Source organism: Paenibacillus ottowii (genome assembly GCF_050516475.1).
Taxonomy (GTDB): Bacteria; Bacillota; Bacilli; order Paenibacillales; family Paenibacillaceae; genus Paenibacillus; species Paenibacillus ottowii.
This window is the reverse complement of sequence record NZ_CP191577.1, coordinates 549,532-569,929: the sequence shown is the minus strand read 5'-3', so window position 1 is coordinate 569,929 and position 20,398 is coordinate 549,532. Positions and strand designations below refer to the sequence as shown.

Annotated in this window: 19 protein-coding genes; 1 reads left to right on the top strand and 18 read right to left on the bottom strand. The window is 48.2% G+C overall.

Features of this window, described 5'->3' with window-relative positions:
* Positions 1-31: 31 nt before the first annotated feature.
* From tilS to pth, 17 genes are all read right to left on the bottom strand, one after another.
* On the bottom strand, positions 32-1,480 hold the full coding sequence (tilS, locus tag ACQQ6X_RS02555; protein WP_305167918.1) for a tRNA lysidine(34) synthetase TilS: 1,449 nt from the start codon (positions 1,478-1,480) through the stop codon (positions 32-34).
* Between the two features lie 65 nt (positions 1,481-1,545).
* Positions 1,546-2,484 carry a protein kinase domain-containing protein gene (locus tag ACQQ6X_RS02550; protein ID WP_305167940.1) on the bottom strand — a complete coding sequence of 313 codons (939 nt, stop codon included), beginning with the start codon at positions 2,482-2,484 and terminating at the stop codon, positions 1,546-1,548.
* Positions 2,468-3,217 (bottom strand): vWA domain-containing protein, encoded by a 750-nt coding sequence (locus ACQQ6X_RS02545; RefSeq protein WP_305167917.1) that lies wholly within the window; start codon positions 3,215-3,217, stop codon positions 2,468-2,470. Before ACQQ6X_RS02545 ends, ACQQ6X_RS02550 begins: the two co-directional genes overlap by 17 nt.
* A gap of 125 nt (positions 3,218-3,342) precedes the next feature.
* Positions 3,343-5,850, bottom strand: coding sequence for a stage II sporulation protein E (gene spoIIE / locus ACQQ6X_RS02540; RefSeq protein WP_305167916.1), 2,508 nt, complete (start codon positions 5,848-5,850; stop codon positions 3,343-3,345).
* A 507-nt stretch (positions 5,851-6,357) separates the two neighbouring features.
* A complete protein-coding gene (locus ACQQ6X_RS02535; RefSeq protein WP_063208367.1) occupies positions 6,358-6,873 on the bottom strand; it encodes a S1 domain-containing RNA-binding protein in 516 nt (171 codons plus the stop codon).
* 123 nt (positions 6,874-6,996) lie between these two features.
* Positions 6,997-7,326 carry an FtsB family cell division protein gene (locus tag ACQQ6X_RS02530; RefSeq protein WP_063208365.1) on the bottom strand — a complete coding sequence of 110 codons (330 nt, stop codon included), beginning with the start codon at positions 7,324-7,326 and terminating at the stop codon, positions 6,997-6,999.
* A gap of 4 nt (positions 7,327-7,330) precedes the next feature.
* A complete protein-coding gene (gene yabQ, locus ACQQ6X_RS02525) occupies positions 7,331-7,909 on the bottom strand; it encodes a spore cortex biosynthesis protein YabQ (protein WP_305167915.1) in 579 nt (192 codons plus the stop codon).
* Positions 7,906-8,190, bottom strand: a complete 285-nt coding sequence (gene yabP, locus ACQQ6X_RS02520) for a sporulation protein YabP (RefSeq protein WP_149034930.1) — start codon at positions 8,188-8,190, stop codon at positions 7,906-7,908. Before yabP ends, yabQ begins: the two co-directional genes overlap by 4 nt.
* Positions 8,191-8,369: 179 nt before the next feature.
* Entirely contained in the window at positions 8,370-8,648 is a 279-nt protein-coding gene (locus ACQQ6X_RS02515) for an RNA-binding S4 domain-containing protein (protein WP_016818913.1), read from the bottom strand.
* Positions 8,648-8,920 carry an HU family DNA-binding protein gene (locus tag ACQQ6X_RS02510; RefSeq protein ID WP_007428028.1) on the bottom strand — a complete coding sequence of 91 codons (273 nt, stop codon included), beginning with the start codon at positions 8,918-8,920 and terminating at the stop codon, positions 8,648-8,650. The genes ACQQ6X_RS02515 and ACQQ6X_RS02510 overlap by 1 nt, the downstream gene beginning before the upstream one ends.
* A 334-nt stretch (positions 8,921-9,254) precedes the next feature.
* Positions 9,255-10,754 carry a nucleoside triphosphate pyrophosphohydrolase gene (gene mazG / locus ACQQ6X_RS02505; protein ID WP_305167914.1) on the bottom strand — a complete coding sequence of 500 codons (1,500 nt, stop codon included), beginning with the start codon at positions 10,752-10,754 and terminating at the stop codon, positions 9,255-9,257.
* Between the two features lie 161 nt (positions 10,755-10,915).
* A complete protein-coding gene (locus ACQQ6X_RS02500) occupies positions 10,916-12,574 on the bottom strand; it encodes a putative polysaccharide biosynthesis protein (protein ID WP_305167913.1) in 1,659 nt (552 codons plus the stop codon).
* A gap of 139 nt (positions 12,575-12,713) precedes the next feature.
* Complete coding sequence (gene spoVT, locus ACQQ6X_RS02495; protein ID WP_305167912.1) at positions 12,714-13,256, bottom strand: stage V sporulation protein T; 543 nt, start codon at positions 13,254-13,256, stop codon at positions 12,714-12,716.
* Between the two features lie 167 nt (positions 13,257-13,423).
* Positions 13,424-14,542: a peptidylprolyl isomerase gene (locus ACQQ6X_RS02490; protein WP_305167911.1), complete on the bottom strand. Its 1,119-nt coding sequence runs from the start codon at positions 14,540-14,542 to the stop codon at positions 13,424-13,426.
* Positions 14,526-18,053: a transcription-repair coupling factor gene (gene mfd, locus ACQQ6X_RS02485; RefSeq protein ID WP_064795718.1), complete on the bottom strand. Its 3,528-nt coding sequence runs from the start codon at positions 18,051-18,053 to the stop codon at positions 14,526-14,528. The genes ACQQ6X_RS02490 and mfd overlap by 17 nt, the downstream gene beginning before the upstream one ends.
* 134 nt (positions 18,054-18,187) lie before the next feature.
* Positions 18,188-18,418: an anti-sigma-F factor Fin family protein gene (locus ACQQ6X_RS02480; protein WP_007428020.1), complete on the bottom strand. Its 231-nt coding sequence runs from the start codon at positions 18,416-18,418 to the stop codon at positions 18,188-18,190.
* Between the two features lie 86 nt (positions 18,419-18,504).
* Positions 18,505-19,065, bottom strand: coding sequence for an aminoacyl-tRNA hydrolase (pth, locus tag ACQQ6X_RS02475; RefSeq protein ID WP_305167910.1), 561 nt, complete (start codon positions 19,063-19,065; stop codon positions 18,505-18,507).
* Between the two features lie 75 nt (positions 19,066-19,140).
* On the opposite strand from pth, the gene ACQQ6X_RS02470 reads away from it, so the two are divergent.
* Positions 19,141-19,341: a hypothetical protein gene (locus ACQQ6X_RS02470; protein WP_063208345.1), complete on the top strand. Its 201-nt coding sequence runs from the start codon at positions 19,141-19,143 to the stop codon at positions 19,339-19,341.
* Between the two features lie 69 nt (positions 19,342-19,410).
* Here ACQQ6X_RS02470 and ACQQ6X_RS02465 read toward each other — a convergent pair whose 3' ends face one another.
* Positions 19,411-20,364: a ribose-phosphate diphosphokinase gene (locus tag ACQQ6X_RS02465; RefSeq protein WP_010349537.1), complete on the bottom strand. Its 954-nt coding sequence runs from the start codon at positions 20,362-20,364 to the stop codon at positions 19,411-19,413.
* Positions 20,365-20,398 lie beyond the last annotated feature (34 nt).

The following is a 20,398-nucleotide window of genomic DNA, read 5'->3' as shown; positions in this document are numbered from 1 at the left end:
AGTTTATACTATGAAAGCCGTTCCTGTGCAATTACCGGTGCCCCGGACTCTCTCGTCTTTGCCATGACATATATATAACCGAAGACGTGTGCTTTTGCACCGCAGCATGTACAGAACGCCGTACGCCCGGAATCCAGAGAACAGCTCCAGAGTGGTCGCAGACGATGGGAATAACGGAACGCATTGAAGGAGGTATTTTTTCATCAATAAAAATATCTTTAACCTTTTTTCTTCCCTTTAATCCCATTACATGTATGGTATCTCCAGGTAATCGCGAACGTACAGTCAACGGCAGAATTAATTGATCTGCGTCGAACCACGCTTCTTCCTCATTCGCCGGACGGTTTCCGTCCCAATAGGAAGCTCTTCGCCACCGGAGTATACCCCCTGCTTCAGGCAACTCAAGCTCACCGGAAATAGGCAATACGCTCAGTCCATAGCTCCATTCACCCATAACGACTTGCGTACGGTCAAACAAAACCGCCTGGTCATATTCGCGGACTCCAACCGCACCGCCGCCCAAGTCCAAGCTCCATGTAGAGGATGTCTCTTGGAGAAGTCTTAGTCGAACGGTCTCAATTTTACGAAAATCAAAATTCCCACTGTCCGAAGGCAGATAATTTAATATTAGTTTAATCAACCTCCGTTGTAAAGCAACGGATAGCTGGCGGTATGAAGCGATGGAAAACATGTACCTGCCATTATTGAAACGCACCATTTTCTCGTATGCCGACAGTGTAGCTGCCTCCATAAAATCATTTTCGTCAGCCATCGTTTCGGCCAACCGATTCAGGGACGGTGTCAGTTGCTCATTATATTGCCCCAAAAAAGGGAGCACATCCATCCGGATAGCATTGCGACGATATTTAGATGATAAATTAGTGCTGTCTGTCACATAGGAAAGACCATAAAAGTTGCAATATGCAATCAAGTCAGCCTTGTACATACGAAGTAGCGGGCGAATGAGTTGCACATTTTTTTCCTTCCGTGCCAAACGCATACCCGCCAAACCCGCAGGTCCGCTACCGCGCAGCAAGTGCAAGAGAACTGTTTCAGCTTGATCATCGCCATGGTGAGCCATTGCAATATGCTGTGCCTCCCACTTCGTAGCCGTCTCATGTAAGAAGCTGTACCGCAGTTCACGAGCTGCCTCTTGGGGACCCTTGCCGCTCTGCTTCATATAAGCTGGTGCATCAACTCGAATCATCTCAAATGGAAGATTGAGCTTTCGGGCAAATTTGTGTACCTCTTCAGCCTCCGCATCCGATTCCTCTGGTCTGAAGCCATGATGGACATGTGCGCAGACGAGTTGTAATGACATATGTATAACGGATATTTCATGTAAAATGTGCAAAAGGGCCACCGAATCCGGCCCACCGGATACAGCAACCACAATGCGGTCTCCGGGGCTCCACAGTGAATGTTCTCGCGCCAAAGCGAGCACTTCCTGTACAACACCGGTCGGTTTTGTTGTTTCCATTCACGACCCTCTTTTCTCCCGACCGTAAAAATGATAATCCTCTGTATCTTATGTAAGTCATGCTGCTACCTTAACGCAATCCAGAGCGCTCCGGCAAGCAGCAAAAGCGATACCGTAAAAGCATATCCCAGCCAGCGTGGATTTCCTCTGTTGATAGACGATTGCCTGACATGTGCGGAAGCCAGACGCGACCATGCTCGGGCCGCCACACGAGTATCGGAATATTCGCCACGAACAGCACCCAGCAGCCATTCGGCGTAGGGGCGCAATATACGGCTGCGACGGATAATGACCGTCAATTCTGCCGTATTACGTAGCTGTGGCAGCCTGCTCGCAGCTGCCTTTAGCGATTCGCTCTCCAATATATGAATAGTCAGGAGAGCAAAGGCAAACAGGTCGTACTGGGGATCAGCATTTCGACTACCCGCATTCCAGAATCCCCTGTCGTACCATTCTGTAAATTGTTTAACACTCCGACCTGCAAGGGACACTCCACCATAATCAATCAACTCAGCCTCTCCATAGGCATTGACCAATATATTCTGAGGTTTCAGGTCGCCAAACACCCATCCAGCCTGATGGAGATCGGCCAAACGATTCAGTATGCCAGTTCCAGCCACACCATACCATTCCGACCCTTTGGCTGCCACAAATTTATGAAGCGGATCTCCCTTAACATACCGCATAACATAAAAGGGAATCTCCCCATTGCGTAACACTACATCATCCACCTCAAACAAAAAGGAAGGATTTCCATTCCGCTGGAGGGCAGCCTGTGTCCCTTGAGACTGTAATGTGGTCAGCACATTAATCTCCGATTGCAAATCTAGCGTGTTTCTTCCCATTTTGAGAGCAAATTGCCGATCGGCCTGTGCTTCTTTTACCAAATATACAGTTCCGTTCGCTCCCCGGCCCAGCAAGCGCTGGATGACATAGCTGCTCCGCTTCCATTTGCCCTTGATGACCGTTCCGGGTGCAAGAACGGGATCAGACGACGTAGTCACCGAGCATCCCTTCTCCTTTGCCATAGGATTCTTCCAGATCTTTCTGTTCCCCTAGTGTAACATATCGGTAATAATCAATCACTTGTAAAATGGCTGGTCCTGTAGGTGTCGCTCCTTTCATCCGCAAGCGTCCGAATATCGACTTGATCTGATCCAGCTCAGAAGTCCATCCGATATCCATGACTGCGTCTTCTCCCATTCGTCCGCCCGGGAAATGAAATACAGATATGCGACTGAGTCCGCTTCTGGACTGTAAGCTGAGCATTAAATCGCGGATACTGTCCTCTACAGCAGGCAGCTTAGGCTTCATGCTTGCACTTGCATCAATGAGCAAAGCAACTTCCAGAGGGCTTGTTTCCGTCAGTTCATCCATTACCTCTACCACCTGAGCTCGTTTGGCTGGAGGCAGTTCGCCGATATGCCGGGCACCGCCCTCACCTAAAATGTGCGTTAACTCTCTATTAACCGCCTGCTGAATCGTTTGAACCACCGTTTTGCGCGTCATCATTTGCATGGTTTGCGCTAACTGCTTCGTACCAACGATTTGGCTAAACCCACCCCCTGCTTTAGCAATCTCTTGAATCTCTGCGCTCCCAAGCTCGCCGATCGTTCCATAGTCTATAACTCCGGCGACGTTCACTGTAATTCCCTCCCGCAAAGCCTGGGCAGCCGCCATAACCGGACTAACACCTACGTTAGAGCATCCATCTGTAATGATCAAAATTTGCTTCATCGTTTTTGGCCTCCGCTTCCTCTTAATCTATTCCGATAGATTCTATCTTTGCCTAATCCGGAACGATTCAAACGAAGGATGCGGATTTTTAAAACCGAATAAGGAATTTCCCGGGCAATGTCGGTCTAGCTCACCGTCCGTGGACGTTCCAACCATCTCATACCAGGTACATGGAGTGTGGCCCACTCGGGGTGAAAGTGATCTATTTTACTAACGACGACAGTCATATCATCATAAATTTGATTTTGTTGGTATCGAATAACCCGTTCTAGCAAACAGTCAGCCAGTTCCTGTGGATCCTCACTTTCAATCTCCTGAATCATGCGCTTCATCCATATTTCTTTATTAACTGCATAACCCGGTGAATCGTATATGCCGTCTGTAATCATAATAAGAATATCTCCCGGTTGGAGTTGTAGCGACACCAAATCAACTTCGATATCCTGTATAATACCAATTGGTAAATTACTAGCAGATACAGGAATGACCTCCTCCCCTCTTTTAATAAAGCTCGGCGTAGATCCAATCTTCATAAAGGTTGTCTTAGCCGTGTACTGATCAATGAGCGCCATATCCACCGTAGCATACATTTCCTCAGGTGATCGGAGCATCAGGACAGAGTTAACCGACTTGATTGCCAATTTTTCGTCCATCCCCGATTGCAGTAGTTCCTCCAAAATGTTCAGTGCTGCACTGCTCTCTTGCTGCGCACGTTCTCCGTTCCCCATACCATCGCTTAAAGAGACTGCAAAAGTTCCATTCCCTAGCTCCATCATGCTGTAGCTGTCTCCTGAAAAGAAATCGCCTCCTTTGGCAGCACTAGCTACTCCTGTAGCAATCTCATATGTTTTAGCAGAACCAAACATAACTGTAGCCAAGCCTTGGTGGCGATCTGCCGCCGTTTCGCGCATGACGGCTATATGCTCGTCCAGTATGTCCGATAGCAGTGGAGCAATGATTTTCCGGCATTCATCAAATCCCCTTGTATAGGCGTGGACAATCTCAATTTCAACCTGACCTGCATCCAGACTAATAATTTCGATGGATTGGATGGATAAGCCCAGTCTATCAAGGGCCTCTCGGATTTGCTCCTCCTGCCGATGCATGGTCTGCCCTTCCCGCTGAATTTCCCGCGCTAAATCCTCCATAATTTGCGATACACCTGAGAGCTGGTCAGCAACAAGCTGACGACTATCGTATACTTGGCGCTTCCACTGCATATTATGTTGATAGAGACTATACTGCTGTTTCATGACCTGCAGGACAGCGCCCGTTTTGGCACATGCCTTGCTCCATTGCGGCGGCATCTGCTCCGGCTCCAAATCAGGATTTTCCTCAATGGCACTCATCATTTCCGTCATATACTGATGGGTTTGCATAAACTTGCCGTCCCAGCATTGCTCGCACTTAAAGCAAGAGGCACATGTTCCTTCCGCCACCGCATTCATAAAGTGTTCAATTTCTCCGTCCGGTTTTGCCCCCTCACTCGCAGATATTTGATGAAAGCTGCGGGATAGCTGGCTGAATACACGGGAAAATTTCGTCACCCGCTCGGCAGTGAGATCACGAACCCTTTTGGCATACTCATGCTGGGACTTGGCGTGGTCCTGCGTACCCGGGACGTAGGTAGAAACCGCTTTAAAGAAACTTTTTGGAGTCATTAAAAATAATAGGATTGCCGCGCAGCTCTCCCAGGTTGATGTCAGCACGTCTCCAGTCCCATCCAGATAGATCGTCAAGATGGAGGAGCCTAGCAGCATACCAAGGGCCACTGCACCTTTCCTCCCTTCACGCAGCATCCCTGCCAGCAAACCGGCAAAAGCAAGTAGGCTCATCTGCACAATGGCGGACATATTGGCCAGGCTTAATATTAAACCGGTAATCACACCGACTGAGGCACCCAGTGAAGCACCTCCCACCAGAGCAAACACCAAGACCAAATATCGTGAAAGCACATGATCTATAGACAGTGAATGAACGGTCCATCCTACTGCTCCCGTCATCACAGAGGCTAACAGAATAATAAGACACAAAATTTCTTCGTTTTTGAGCTGGCTTGCCTTCTTACGATACGTAAATAGCGGTATGGCCTGTGTGAACACCAGGGTAAGCATAAAACTGAGCACCGCATCCGTTCCCACAATGACAAGCTCATACCATGTAAAAGTGGGAGCCATCACGGCATTAAATAGGTTGACCATAAATACAGACAAGAAGACCATAAGCGGGGCATAAGATAATTCCAGACGATCGAAGGTGCGTAGCCCGCGATACAGGAGATAAAATACGATTAGCTCACCACTAATCATGAATAACGATGGGTAAGGAGCTAATAGGCTGCCTAGCACAACGGATACAGCTACAGGCAGCATCAGATCACGCCGAAGGAATGTAATGACCGCAAAATAAGCGAGGGCAAAAGGAGAAAGCTCGTCCAAAATAGTGGCGCGTCCCAGTAGAACTCCCATAGCTGACAATAGCAGCATCCATCTTTGCGCGGTTACCCATTGCACCACTTTATGTGAATCGAGCCGTTTCTTGAGTCTGGAAGACCAACCTTCCGTACGCTCTTTGGATTTGGACTTTCTAGATTTTAACCCCGGAAAATGTACCACGTTCCATTTCTCCATCATGCGTCAGGCACCCCATTCATCAATTTGATGTTCCCATCTTAAACCGGAACGATTGAGAAAGTTTGTCAGAACCTCACGGCTTATTCCAAGAAATTTCCGACAAAAAAACGTTCTGCGCGAAAGGACAGACCATATCCCTGTACCCCAAGCTACGCACGTATGGAAGCAGATGGAAGTTGTGTCTTTCTACGCTTTGGACGATCTCTCTATGTCGGTCATCCTGATACCAAATCTAGCGATTTGCACGGAAGATAGACGGAAAACCGTTGGAGTTTGTCGGACGATTATGTCCACACGACAAAAAAAACATCCAACATTCCAGCAGGATGCTTCTTCCCTTTTTCATGAAACTACTAATTTTTAAAAATGTGTCCATACAACGTCATCCGAATGTATTGTCCGCAGTCATGGCTTGCCGTATCTTTTGTCGGTAGAACGCAAAAAAACCGTAGCAGTCTTTCGACTGTACGGTTTTCCGTGTATGGTTGATACGGTTGTCAAAGTGAATTAAACACGCTTCGCGCCGCGTCCTCCGCGTTTACCTTCGGTGTTCTTTTTCAGCGACGAAATGCGTTCCTCACTATCTTTCAGGAAGCGTGACATTTTATCCTCAAATGAAGGTTTACCCGGTGCAGGCTTGAAAGATCGGCCTCCACGATCGCGGTTGAAACCACCACCGCGTCCCTGACTTGGACCAGAACCTCCGCCGCCAAAACGGTCTCCTCCACCTGTTCCTCCTGTACGCTCCGGTCTTGGAGCTCTTGGTGGACGGGCTTCACTTGCCGGCTTATCAATCGTTTGCTTAATGGAAAGTCCGATTTTGCCGTCTTTGTCAACATTAATGACTTTCACCGTCACAACATCATTAATCTTCAGGTGGTCGTTAACATCCTTAACATAGTTATCGGCGATTTCCGAGATGTGAACGAGACCCGTGACACCTCCAGACAAATCCACAAATGCTCCAAAATGCGTGATGCCTGTCACTTTGCCCTCTAACTTGGTGCCCACTTCAATTGCCATAGAATAAAATGATCCTCCCTTAAAATATACAACCGATTTTTTTGCAAAAAAATCCCGCTGTGGTGATTTGATTATACAAAATGGCGGAACCAAGGTCAACTAAGCATTGGCCCGATAATGCTCCTATTTTTGATCTCCGATGATGGGTGTCTCTTCTGGTTTGTAAAGACCGTACTTGCTTCTGGCAATTTCTCCGATGTATTCAGGGTCCTTGAGACGATTTACTTCGGTTTGAAGCTGTTGTTCCGTTTGTGTAGCAGCTTGCTTCTGTTTTTCCTTCTGGATGAGCTGTTCATTCCGATCGGCCATAATCATGCCTTGAGAAAAAAAGGTGAATATAGCCCAACTACCAAAGGCGGCAAGCGATAGCAACCAAATCATGATTCGCCTGCGTCCGCCCGCATTGGACTTGGACGTAGGAGATGAATGGCGATCTACAGACGAATTACGCATGATACTACCCCCTTCCAAACCATCTTTTTGCTGTATTTTTCAGACTGATACCCAGCTTTATGAGCGAATCTGGAGTTTTCCAGCGCGCTATAAGTGGACCAACCAACCATAAGATCGGTTTCCAAATCGGCATCAGGATGTATATCAGCATCCTTCCTAGGAGCACAATAAGTGCCCATGTCCATCCGACCAGCTTGCGTAACAGCCGATACAGCGCTAACACCGGAAGAACAATCAGGATGCGCAGTATGCTGTTCACGATTAACGTCAGTCTGCGAACGATCTCTATTAACATTACCACAAAACGTTGGGTTGTAACACTAAAGGCCCAAAAATAGAGCCAAACCCCCAAAAGTAGTCCTAAAAAGACATAAAACCGCAGCTCACCGCGATTACTCGCGTACAGCACACGGAAAATAAACAAAGCCGAGGCCACCCAATACAGCACGTCCAACATATGAACACTCCAACGGGCAAAGTGAAAGCGGATTGACAGCACCCGGTAGCTGTCAAATACCACTCCCATAGCTATGCCCGACAACAGCATCCACGTTAATGTCAGCCATTGTGTGTAAGGGTTCATTTGAAGAGCTTGCCGAATAGGCTTTTTCCGTTTTTGGCCGGGGCCCCAGGCTCTAGGTAGACGAGGGAATTGATCAGACCTTCAATGGACAGGAGCCCCTCTTCCAGACTGAGGTTTTTGATATGTAAATGTTGTCCGCGAATGGTGAGATGGCCCAGCTCGGTCTGAAGCAAAAACTCTTCACTGTCAAAGCTCTCCACATTGCTGACGCCTGAAATGTCGAGCTGCTTTCGGCTTTGCATGCGCAAATCATGGTGCTTGGACTTCCCTTGTTCAATCATGGCATGTACCCCTCCTTCTGTTCTTAGCTTATGAAGGGGAGGGCATGATTTAGAACTGCTTTGGCTCTTCACGAGCATATATTAAACGCTAGCTCATCATTTAAAAGAAAAAAGCATCCCTTCATAAAATATGAAGGAATGCTTCTATGTACAACATTATGAGAAGATCAGATGCCTGCTTACCAGTTCAAACCGTTGTCCCTGGCAATAGGCTCTTCCTTTACCAAAGTGTACATACTTGCAGCCTCGTCCTTGCGTGTAGTGTCGGCGAGCCGTTCCACTCGCACGGTCACCAGCTTCTGGCCAAATTGGACGGTAATTTCATCGCCTACTTTGACCGCACTGCTCGGCTTGGCCTCACGTCCATTCACCAGCACTCTCCCTTGTTCGGAGACGTCTTTGGCTACTGTACGACGCTTAATCAGCCGCGAGACTTTCAAGAATTTATCAAGACGCATTAGTTAACGGCTTCTTTAAGCTTATTACCGGCTTTAAAAGCAGGAACGGTCGATTCTGGAATTTCAATCGTGTTGCCGGTTTGTGGATTGCGGCCTGTACGGCTGGAACGCTTGCGCGTTTCGAAAGTACCAAATCCGATCAGTTGTACTTTGTCGCCACTAGCAAGTGCATCTGTAATTTCACCAAGAACGCCATTCAATACAGCTTCAACGTCACGTTTGCTCAAACCGCTTTTGCTGGAAATATTGTTGATCAGATCTGTCTTGTTCATAAGATAAAAGCCTCCTAAATGTCAAAAAATAATCATCACGCTACATATCCATAGATGGAGCAGACGTGAGGTCCAACTGTGGCCGAAGCCTTCCTGAATACCACTGTAACAAGTTCAACTACAAGATACAGTTATTTTCAGAATTACTACAAGTTATTCTGGCTTGTCCTTAAAAATCCTGCAATAACAGGCGTTTTTTTATTCGACCCCCAGTTAAGCCAACATCCTACTACAAAACTCTGCCCATTGGCAAGTCTGCTCAAGTTGGGCGTGTTTTGAGCCCTGCATATGTCCATTTTACTGGCCTATACAGCCAAAGATCAAATCTAAGGAATCAATCTCTGTCAAAATGCTTTTTCGCTTCCTGCCAGTAGGTCTCCATCTCGTCTACGCTGCTGTCTTCAGGACGACGTCCCTGCTCGCGTAATTTCTGCTCAATATACTGGAAACGGCTTACAAATTTGCGGTTAGTGGCTGACAGCGCCTCCTCCGGATCTACGTCCATGAACCGGGCTGCATTCACAGCAACAAACAACACATCGCCCAACTCCAGCAACTGAGCTTCCATGGAATGCCCTTCACGAACCGCTTCCTTCAGCTCAGCTACTTCCTCGTCCAGTTTATCAAATACGCCTTCAATGCTATCCCAGTTAAAGCCTACTTTAGCTGCTTTCTTCTGGAGCTTGTACGATTTCATAAGAGCAGGCAGATCACGTGGAACCCCATCTAGTACGGAAGGGTGGGCTGCCGTCGTACCTTTAAGCCGTTTTTCCTCTGCCTTCATTTGTTCCCAGTTTTGCAGCGCCTCTTCGGCATCATTGGCTTGATTGTCACCGAATACATGCGGATGACGGAAAATAAGCTTATCGTTCAGTCCCTGGATCACATCATACACATTGAAGGTTCCAACTTCCTCCTCCATTTGTGAATGCAGCAAAATTTGCAACAACAGATCGCCAAGCTCTTCCTTCATATGCTCAGGATCATCCTTATCTATGGTTTCAATGACCTCATACGTTTCCTCGATCAGATTTTTGCGGATCGATTGATGTGTCTGTTCACGATCCCATGGACAGCCTTCCGGACTGCGCAAAATATCGACAATCTCGTGCAGACGGTCAAAAGAACGCCGTTTCAGCGCCTCATCTTCACTGCGAGGTATGTATACCAAGGATAGGTTGCCGTAGCCCTCTACTCGATCCAGCTCGTATAGCGGCACCTTGTGGACCGCCTCCTCACCTTCTACCCCAAGCGCGTGGCCGACATACACCTCATAATCGTCAGGATACCGTTCCATCAAGCATAGCTTCACATCGGAAGCCGTAAAGGTGTCATATACCTGTCCGATCAGCGTATGCAACTGAGGCTGGAGCCAGCTTGCATCCAGTGTACCTGCATCCAACAGTTGAAAGCCCTCAATCGGATCAAAACCAAGACGCACAAAAGCTTCATCCAAGAAACTTTCGCCGCCCAAGATGTTTAGTTCAATCCCTTGCGCAGGACACCGCTCCTTGAGCAACTGCACCGCTGCTTCCGCCACCATCGGGTGACCGGGGACCGCATAGACGATTTCGCTTCCGTCTGCCGCCTTAGCAGCCTTTTCCATCAATTGACTGGTAATTTCCTCATACACCTCTGGAAAAGAATCCTTTGTCTCATACACCGCATCAAACGACTCAAAAGCCACTTCAAACTCATTCAGCACTCGAACCGCCGGATGTTCCTTGGTTCGCAGATAGAGCGCTGAAGCCCCCCTCATTTTGTTCAATATCCCTATTGTAAGCTGATCGGGATCTCCCGAGCCCAGACCTACGACCGTTAATGTTACGCTCATATCCAATCCTCCGTTCCGCAAAAGCAGGATTCAGGCTCAGAAAAAACACCCGGCACTGTCCAGCTCCCGCTTCCTTTGCTTTGGCATTTACTATACCACAAAGTGGTATAGGCTCATAAAATGGCTTGTGGCGTCTTCACGTGGCAAGCTGCCAACCCAGGCTAAGCCAGTACACGCAGTCTGTGCAGCACGGCTGCTAGCGGGCGTCCGAGCTTGGGCACCGCTACAAGCTCGGCTTCTGTGATCAACCTCAAACGTGCGAGGCCGATCATGAACACGACGGCTCCTGCTGCTACACCCAGCAGGCTCTCCGCTGCTGCCGTGGCACGACCCCCGGCAGCCCAGCCCAGGGCACCCAGCACAGCGCTGGTGCCCCACATCGCCGCCCCGGCTGCAACAGCCAAGGCGACAAGCAATACCGCCGGTTTGAGCACACTGGCGGACCAGCTCGCGCGCAGCCCCACCAAGCGGGCTAGCAGCGCGATGTTGATCACAGCCGCCAGCAGATAGGCGACTGCCCCCGCAATGGCGGCGCCAGCCGTGCCTAGCTGCGGCACGAGCAGCCAGTTTAGCAGCGCCTTGGCCGCTGCGGCGGCGAGCATCGCTAGAGCCGGCGCGCGAACCGCGCCAAGCCCTTGCAGCAGCGCAGCCGAGATGATGCTGAGCGTACCGCCTACGGCGGTCAGCGCCATCCAGCGCATCACCGTGCTGCCAGTGTCGTCTGCATACAGCATCACATTGACGGGCACGGCCAGTACGATCAGACCTGTCGCGGCGGCTAGTCCCAGCAGCCAAAACCAGCGCAGCGATTGCTCGCACTGACGACGTGCCAGCTCCGTACCACCGGTCACCCGAGCCTCAGCCAGCGAGGGTATGAACAGTGCCGACAATGTGGTGGCCAACATCATGACCAGCTGTACTAGCGGAAGCCCTCGGTTATACACGCCGAATGCCACCATAACCGCAGTATCGTCCAAACCCTCCTGCTTTAACAAGCGAGGGACGGTAAATGTATCTACCAGATTAATTAGCGGTACGGCTAGCGCTCCAAGGCACACAGGCAAGGCATAACGCAGCAGTGCCTTTAGCAAAGCACCGTTGCTTTCTGCAAGTTGAAGCTCATCAGTCTGTGCCTGCACTGTCGCCACGATCATTCCTTGCCGTTCAAGCCTCCTTCGGTGCCCTCGCCAATACAATAGCATGACAATCAGCCCTGCTGCTCCACCTGCTGCTGAACCAAACACTGCTCCAGCGGCAATCATATCCGCCCCTGCCCCTTGTGACAGCATAAACAGCAGCAATACGATCATCACGCTTACCCTTATCGCCTGCTCCGTCACTTGGGAGACAGCTGTCGGGATCATATTTTGTAAGCCTTGAAAATAGCCTCTGAGTCCCGCCATCACCGGCACGAATAAAAAGGCAACTGCCGCCGCCCTCACCGAAGGAATGACATGGGCATTGTCAATCCACTGGCCGATTAGTGGTGCACACGTATACATTAGCAGCCCTAGAATTAATCCAAAAACGCCCAATACAAGCGAAGACAGCCGGGCAACACGTTGCCCCGCTGTCCGGTTTCCTACGGCCTCGTACTCAGCTACAAATTTGGATACGGCCGCCGGGAAACCAGCCGCTGCAATGGTAATGAACAGCGTATAAAAAGGATACACCGTATTATAAATGCCAAACACGCCGTCGCCGCCAATATTTTGCAGCGGGATTTTTTGCAATGTACCGATCAGCTTGCTCACTACTGCTGCCAGTGTCAAAATGACAGCGCCCCGTAGCAGCCGCGAAGCGGCGCGATTCTCTTGCATTCTCCGTCTCCACTCCCACCTGGAATAAGCATTTTTACGAGTCCTATTATACCGTCTCTTCTTCCGGAAAGAAAAAAACCCTGTACAACGTTGAACGGCTTTGACCATTCTTTACGTCATACAGGGGTGAAACGGAGTGTTACTGTTCCATTTGTTTGCCCAGGAAGCCAGCGGCTGTTTCAGCCATCTTGACCTCCATTTCGGACATTTTTACACTTTCATCCTTGTTCAACAATATAACAGCACCAATGGGATCACCACCCGAAACAATGGGAGCCGTCACAAAGGACGAGAGTGTTTCTTCGTGGTCTCGCGTTAGCTCATAAGAGCCACTGGCTGTCTCCAGCACAGTTTTGCGATTATCCATGCTACTTTCGATAATGCTGCCGATCTGCTTGTCCAGAAACTCTTTTTTCGAGCCTCCAGCCACCGTAATAATGGTATCACGATCGGTAATCATCGTAATATGGCCTGTGCTTTCAAACAGGGACTCAGCATATTCTTTGGCGAAATCACCAAGTTCACCAATAGGTGAATACTTTTTCAAAATGACTTCTCCGTCACGATCCACAAAAATCTCAAGCGGATCTCCTTCACGAATTCTCAAGGTGCGGCGAATTTCCTTTGGAATAACTACCCGCCCAAGGTCATCAATACGGCGAACTATACCAGTAGCTTTCATTTCACATGTTGCCCCACTTTCTCAAGAAGAATTTAGTAAACTACTGACGGTATCGAAAGACGCTTCCACTCCCCCAGAAGCGGTCACGAAGAACGTCGCGGTCATGGTGTTTATGGTGATATCTGACCATAGTATTCATCTGTTCCCAATTCCTTATGCATGTTCAGTTATTTACCTTCGCTTGCAGCTCCATCTTTGGCTGTTCCAGCTTTACTATCGCTCGTACCGCTTGTTGTTCCGCTCGGTGTAGTTGTACTGCCTGCACCGGATGTTGCACCACTGTTTTCTTTCGTAGCAGGTGCCTTCGGCAAATTGATTTTCAGGTCAAGCTTCGTTAAATCATTTTCGGAAAAGTTTTGAATACTTTCCCCAGCCAGTTTATTTTTCAGGGCAGCCTTTTCGTTGTCCTTCAATTTATCAAATGTTGGCTCATTCCGGGACTCCACTTTGATGATGTGATATCCGTATTCTGTTTCCACAGGGTCACCAATTTTGTTAATCGGTTGAGTCTCGGCAGCCTGTTTAAAAGCAGGTACCCATTGTGCTACGGATGCATTCTCATACAGCCCCCCATTAGATGCGGAACCTGGGTCTTCCGAATACTTCTTGGCAATCGTTGCAAAATCCGCTCCAGCGTCCAGCTTTGCCTTTACTTCTTTGGCCAGCTTGAGAGTAGCCTCTTTTGTGCGCTGTTTCTTTGCTTTTGGATCTTCGAAATTAATCAATACATGACGCACAGTTGCTGTCGTGAACTGATCTTTATTTTTCTCAAATTCCTGTTTCAGCTGCTCATCCGTTACTTTGTTGGTCTCGCTGTTAATTACCGTCATTACGCGCGTGAAGTAATCTTTCACACCTTGTTCAGTCAGCTTCTGATCACTTAGAAATTTCTTGAACTTATCTTCACCGACTGACTTTTTATACTGCTCCAACTGCTCGTTTCCTTGTTTGGCGCCCTCTTCCTTGGCCTTGTCGTCCGCCTTGGCTGCCAATAGCTTGTACACTACTTCCTGCTTTACAATTTGCTCCCGTACCTGATCAGAAGCTAAAGCAGCCTCATATTCCGGGTACAGGAATTTCATCATGCTGATTTCTTGGTTGAACTCATTTTCGGTAATCGTTCCACCCTTATAGGTCACGACAACCTTGCTGTTGTCCTTCGGCTCGTCCTTGACCTTACTTTCATCTGCTTGCTTCGTACATGCTGCCAGCACCGATATAGCCAGCAACGCTGCCATGCCCAAGGAGAGCATTCTCCAAGGCTTTCTTTTATTTAGTTGTGGCATTTTGCAGTTCCTCCTTCAATGTGAATGCTTCCTTCAATGCACTCAAAAATTGCTCCAGCAGTTCTAACAACTGTGGATCATCTAGACCTTTGCCCTTTATGCGTGCGCTCATAGATGTGCCCTGTTCAAATTGTACACGTCTTTCAAAGCGATTGCCAATCTCGGCAAGTTTGGCAGTCTGAACCGCCTGCTGGCGTCCTTCATGGAATTTCAGCACGATATTGTCATCCCGCTGTACAATGGACTCGATTCCATACATCCGTCCATATACTTTAAGACGAGCCACAGCAAGCAAATGACGAACCGCCTCTGGCAGATCGCCAAATCGATCGACCAGTTCGTCCTCCAGTTCGGAAGCCTCGTCAAAGGTGCTGACCGCTGCAACCTTTTTATAAATCTCAATCTTCTGGATGCTGTCATAGATATAGTCTCCAGGGAGGTAAGCATCGACACCCAAATCAATCGATGTACTCCAATTCCGATTGGATTGGTCCTCTTCTCCAAGCACACTGACTTTACGCTTATTGATTTCCTCAGCAAGCATTTGCGAGTAAAGATCAAAACCGACGGATGCGATGAATCCATGCTGCTCGGCGCCAAGTAAGTTCCCCGCCCCGCGGATGGACAAATCGCGCATCGCAATCTTGAACCCGGAGCCCAACTCCGTAAATTCTTTGATAGACTGAAGCCGTTTCTCCGCCACCTCTGTAAGCACCTTATCTCGCTGGTACGTGAAATAAGCATAGGCAATCCGATTGGAACGACCTACACGCCCGCGCAGCTGATACAGCTGGGATAGCCCCATTTTATCGGCATCATGCACGATGAGTGTATTCACATTGGGGATATCCACACCAGTTTCGATAATGCTTGTGCTCACCAGCACATCATATTCACCATCCAGGAAATCCAAAATGGTCTTTTCCAGTTCCGTTTCAGACATCTGTCCGTGACCTACGCCTACCTTGGCGTCTGGGACAAGCGCATTGATCTCGGCGGCCATCTCCTGAATGCCCTGCACGCGATTATACAGATAGTACACCTGTCCTCCGCGTGCCATTTCACGTTCAATCGCCTCACGAACGAGAGTCTGGCTATGCTCAACGACATACGTCTGCACTGGAAAACGATTTTCCGGTGGCGTCTCAATGACTGACAAATCACGTACCCCCAGCATGGACATATGCAGCGTACGCGGAATAGGCGTTGCCGTTAGTGTCAACACGTCTACATTCGTTTTCAGTTTTTTCAGCTTTTCTTTGTGCGTTACACCAAAACGTTGCTCTTCATCAACAATGAGCAGCCCCAGATCCTTAAACACCAGATCCTGCGAAAGTAGACGGTGAGTACCAATGACAATATCAACCGTACCTTGTCGAACCCCCTTGGTCGTCTCATTCTGCTCTTTGCGCGAGCGGAAACGGCTCAATACCTGAATATTGAACGGATACCCGGAAAAACGCTCACGGAATGTCTCATAATGCTGTTGTGCCAAAATCGTCGTCGGTACCAGTACAGCCACTTGTTTGCCCTCAATGGCAGACTTAAAGGCAGCACGAATAGCCACTTCCGTCTTGCCGTAGCCTACATCGCCGCACAGCAAACGATCCATCGGACGACTCTGCTCCATGTCCTTCTTAATTTCTTCAATGGCCCGAATCTGGTCACGTGTCTCATCATACGGGAACATATCTTCAAATTCCTGCTGCTCCGGCGAATCCTTTTCAAAGGCAAACCCTGGTGCTGACTGTCTTTCCGCATATAGCTTGATCAAATCATCCGCAATGTCCTGAACCGAGCTGCGGACCTTGCTTTTAACACGCGTCCACTCATTGCCACCCAGTTTGTAAATCTTGGGTTCCTTATCCTCTGAGCCCACATACTTCTGAATCAGATCAATTTGTTCAATCGGTACAGACAGCTTATCCCCGCCCGCATAGAGGACATGCATGTAATCCTTATGGATACCGCCAACCTCCAGCGTGCCGATTCCCATGTACTTCCCGATCCCGTGATTTTGGTGTACGACATAATCGCCCACCTTCAGCTCGCTATAGCTCTTAATCCGCTCTGCGTTGTCTACATGTCGGCCCTGCTTACGTGCCTTCCGCTGTTTCTGGGAGAACATCTCACCCTCGGTAATCACCGCCAGGTGAATGGACGGCATCTCAAAACCACTTTGCAAATTACCAATTGCCATGGTTGGCTCATCAATACCGTAGTCTTGAAGCACTCGCCGCATCCGGTCCAGACGTTCGTCTCCACTCGCCAGCATCATAACCTGTGTGCCTGCCTTGCGCCAGCGATCCATCTCTGCCTTGAGTACATTCATTTGACCGTGAAAATCCTGCATGCCCCGGCAGATGAAATTCAAAATGTTTTGCGGCTGGGTATGCGGAACCTGGCGAAGGAAGATCGACAGAAACAGCGTTTGAAATCTCCGGTTATACAACAGGTTATCCGAGTCATCCGATAGCTCCAGTTGTGGTAGAGTTTTACCGTTTTGAAGCAAATGCAGATTCCACTCAGACTCATCCCGCTCCAGCTGTCTGGCTGTTTCCAGCATCCGCGCTGGCTCATCAATGATCAGAATCGTATCTTCCGGCATATAATCTGCCAAGGTTTTACGTTCAGGATACAGCAAGGAGATATATTTATAGATTTCGTCAAAATACACATGCTCCCGCAGCAGCTCAATTTCGCGATGAATTTCCTCTTTCAAATGCTGCTTAGCCTGACGATCTGTCATTTTGTCCAGTTGTTCCCCCAACAATATAGCAGCGGCATCTGCAGCCTGGTCCATACGCTGGTGGTTTGCAATAATTTCCTTACATGGCGTTACAGTAACTTCCTGTACCTTTTCAATGGAACGCTGGTCTTGCGGATCAAACATACGGATGGAGTCAATTTCATCGTCAAACAACTCCACACGATAGCCCCAACGGGTCGTCATTGGATAAAAATCAACAATTCCCCCGCGTACACTCATCTCCCCACGAGATTCCACACGCTCTACACGCTGATATCCCATCTCAACCATATGCAGCAAAAACGCTTCTAGCTGAATCGTTTCTCCCTCTTTTAGATCAATACGAGCCTCACGCCATGTTTCCGGGATTGGTAATAGACGCCGTACTCCAGAAAACGGCACGACAACAATCCCACGAAAACCCTGGGCGCATCGGATCAATACATCAATTCGTTGAGATAATGTCTCTGGACTGGATATGGCTGCTTCAGCAGCTACCAACTCGTTAGCAGGATACAATAACACTTGATCAGGAGAAAGCGCTTCCTGCAAATCATCTGCTATTTTTTGAGCGGCAAACATATTGTGTGTCATGACCATTAACGGTCGTCCGGTATCTGCAGCAAGTGCGGCCATCAGTACCTGTCTTGAAGAGCCTGACAAGCCTGATATCAGCTGTTCCTTCATGCCTGAGGATATACCTGCCGCAATGGATGCATAATCAGCATCCTTCGTAAAAGCCTGAATAAGTGCTTGTAACAAAAAAGGCACCCCTTTATGCTTATAAATAGTAACATGTAAACCGAAAAAGAAGCCTCAGCAATGCTGCCAAGGCTCCATAAGCGGAATTACCGCTTCACCTCTCAATCTGGTACATCAGACCAGTTGAATACCTGTTATTGGAGCGGGTTTACGAGCAGACTCAGCTCTGGATTATTTTCCAGTGCCTGACTGCAGTGCTCGCAAATGACCTTAACGGTCACTTCACCACCCGAATTATACGCTATTATATCTCTACGTTCAGCAGGGGTCAAGGAATGGAAGCCCAACCTTTCTTCGGTTATTGCTGCGGAGTCAATTCGCCCCAAGAAAGTTCGACAATGTCTGCATACATAATTAACAACCATGTAATGTATATGCCTCCTGAAAGTTTTCTATACCTTTCAGTATGTCCAACAATCTTCCATTTAAGCCCGTCTACCTACATCAGAGCTTACTTGTTGAATTCAGCCATCGTCCGCTCAAACGGATGATTCAGACTGTATTCTAAAGCGTTGCACGTATCTTCTATCATTCCAGTCAACAGTTCCTTTTCCTTCTTAGGAAAGGTGCCCAGAACATAATCGACAATAGCATATCCAGGCTCTGGGCGAGAAATGCCCATACGAATCCGATTAAAGGACTGCGTCCCTGTATGCTGAATGATCGATTTAATGCCATTATGACCGCCTGCGCTACCTTGATAACGCAGTCTTATTTTACCGACCTCTGTATCCAGATCATCGTATACGACGATCAGATCTTCCATATTGGCCTTATAGTAGTCCATATAAGCACGCAGAGACTCGCCTGAGAGATTCATATATGTCATAGGCTTAATCAATACCGTTTTTACGCCACCAATGTGGCCTTCACCAATCAAAGCCTTACATTTACTTTGGGTAATCTGAATATTATGACGCGAGGCCAGAGCATCTAAGGCCATAAATCCGACATTATGTCTCGTTTTCTCGTATTGGGGACCAGGGTTGCCCAATCCTACAATCCACTTCATTAACCTTGACACCCTCTTTCGAAGTCTTGATTTTTTGGTAAAATAGTTGTATTGAACAGGAAGGTGCGTGCCGATATGCTCAATCAAGGTGATATCCTCTTATATGACAGCCATTTTCTATATCATTTAAAACATTCCGTTCCTGTCCAAATTTATGACGGGAATGAACATGTCCAAATTGGCATCATTGCACGTTTTAATGAGCATTTCGTCGAAATAGAGGACACACTATACAATCGTCAACGCTTTACATTCATATCTCGCCCAGGCTTTTAGCCTGACATGCTGATAGGGGTTACCTTTTCCATATGGAAAAAGCAACCCCTTTTTTAAATGAGCCAGCGCTTATTCGATTTCAAACAGTTTGCTGATCGACAATTCTTCATGCACACGGATGATGGCTTCTCCCATTAATGGAGCCACAGACAGTACCTTCAGCTTGCTTGTCGGATTTGGGTGAACGATCGGGATTGTATCCGTCACAACCACCTCTTTTAATGGCGAATTCTCCAGTCTTTCCATCGCAGGACCAGACAGCACGGCATGTGTACAACATGCATACACATCTTTTACGCCGCCTTCTTTAAGTGCATTTGCACCCAATACAATCGTTCCGGCTGTATCAATGATATCATCAATTAAAATAGCCGTTTTCCCCTCAATGTTCCCGATGATATTCATCACTTCACTGACATTTGGCTCTGGACGACGCTTATCAATAATAGCGAGCGGCGCACTCAGGAAGTCCGCCAGCTTGCGCGCACGAACCACCCCGCCATGATCGGGTGAAACGACAATCGGGTTCTCAATTTGCTTGGAACGGAAATATTGGGCCAGAATTGGCGCTCCCAGCATATGATCGACTGGAATATCGAAGAATCCCTGAATCTGCATCGCATGCAAATCCATACTGATTACGCGGTGAGCCCCCGCCTTTTCAATCAGATTAGCAACAAGCTTCGCTGTGATCGGATCACGTGAACGAGCCTTACGATCCTGGCGAGCATAACCGTAATATGGCATAACAACATTGATACTTTTGGCAGAAGCGCGTTTAAGTGCATCAATCATAACCAATAATTCCATCAAGTTGTCATTAACTGGCAGACAAGTGGACTGTACGACATACACATGGCAGCCGCGAACACTTTCCGACAGCTTAACCTGAATTTCACCGTCACTAAACGATGTGGTATGGGATTCCCCCATTGGGATTCCGATGTAGTCCGCAATCTGGTGGGCTAACTTCGGATTGGAGTTACAAGTAAATATTTTGAGTTTGGAATCGCAATAAGTCATTAATAGAAACCCTCCGTGCTGGTTCATTCATTAC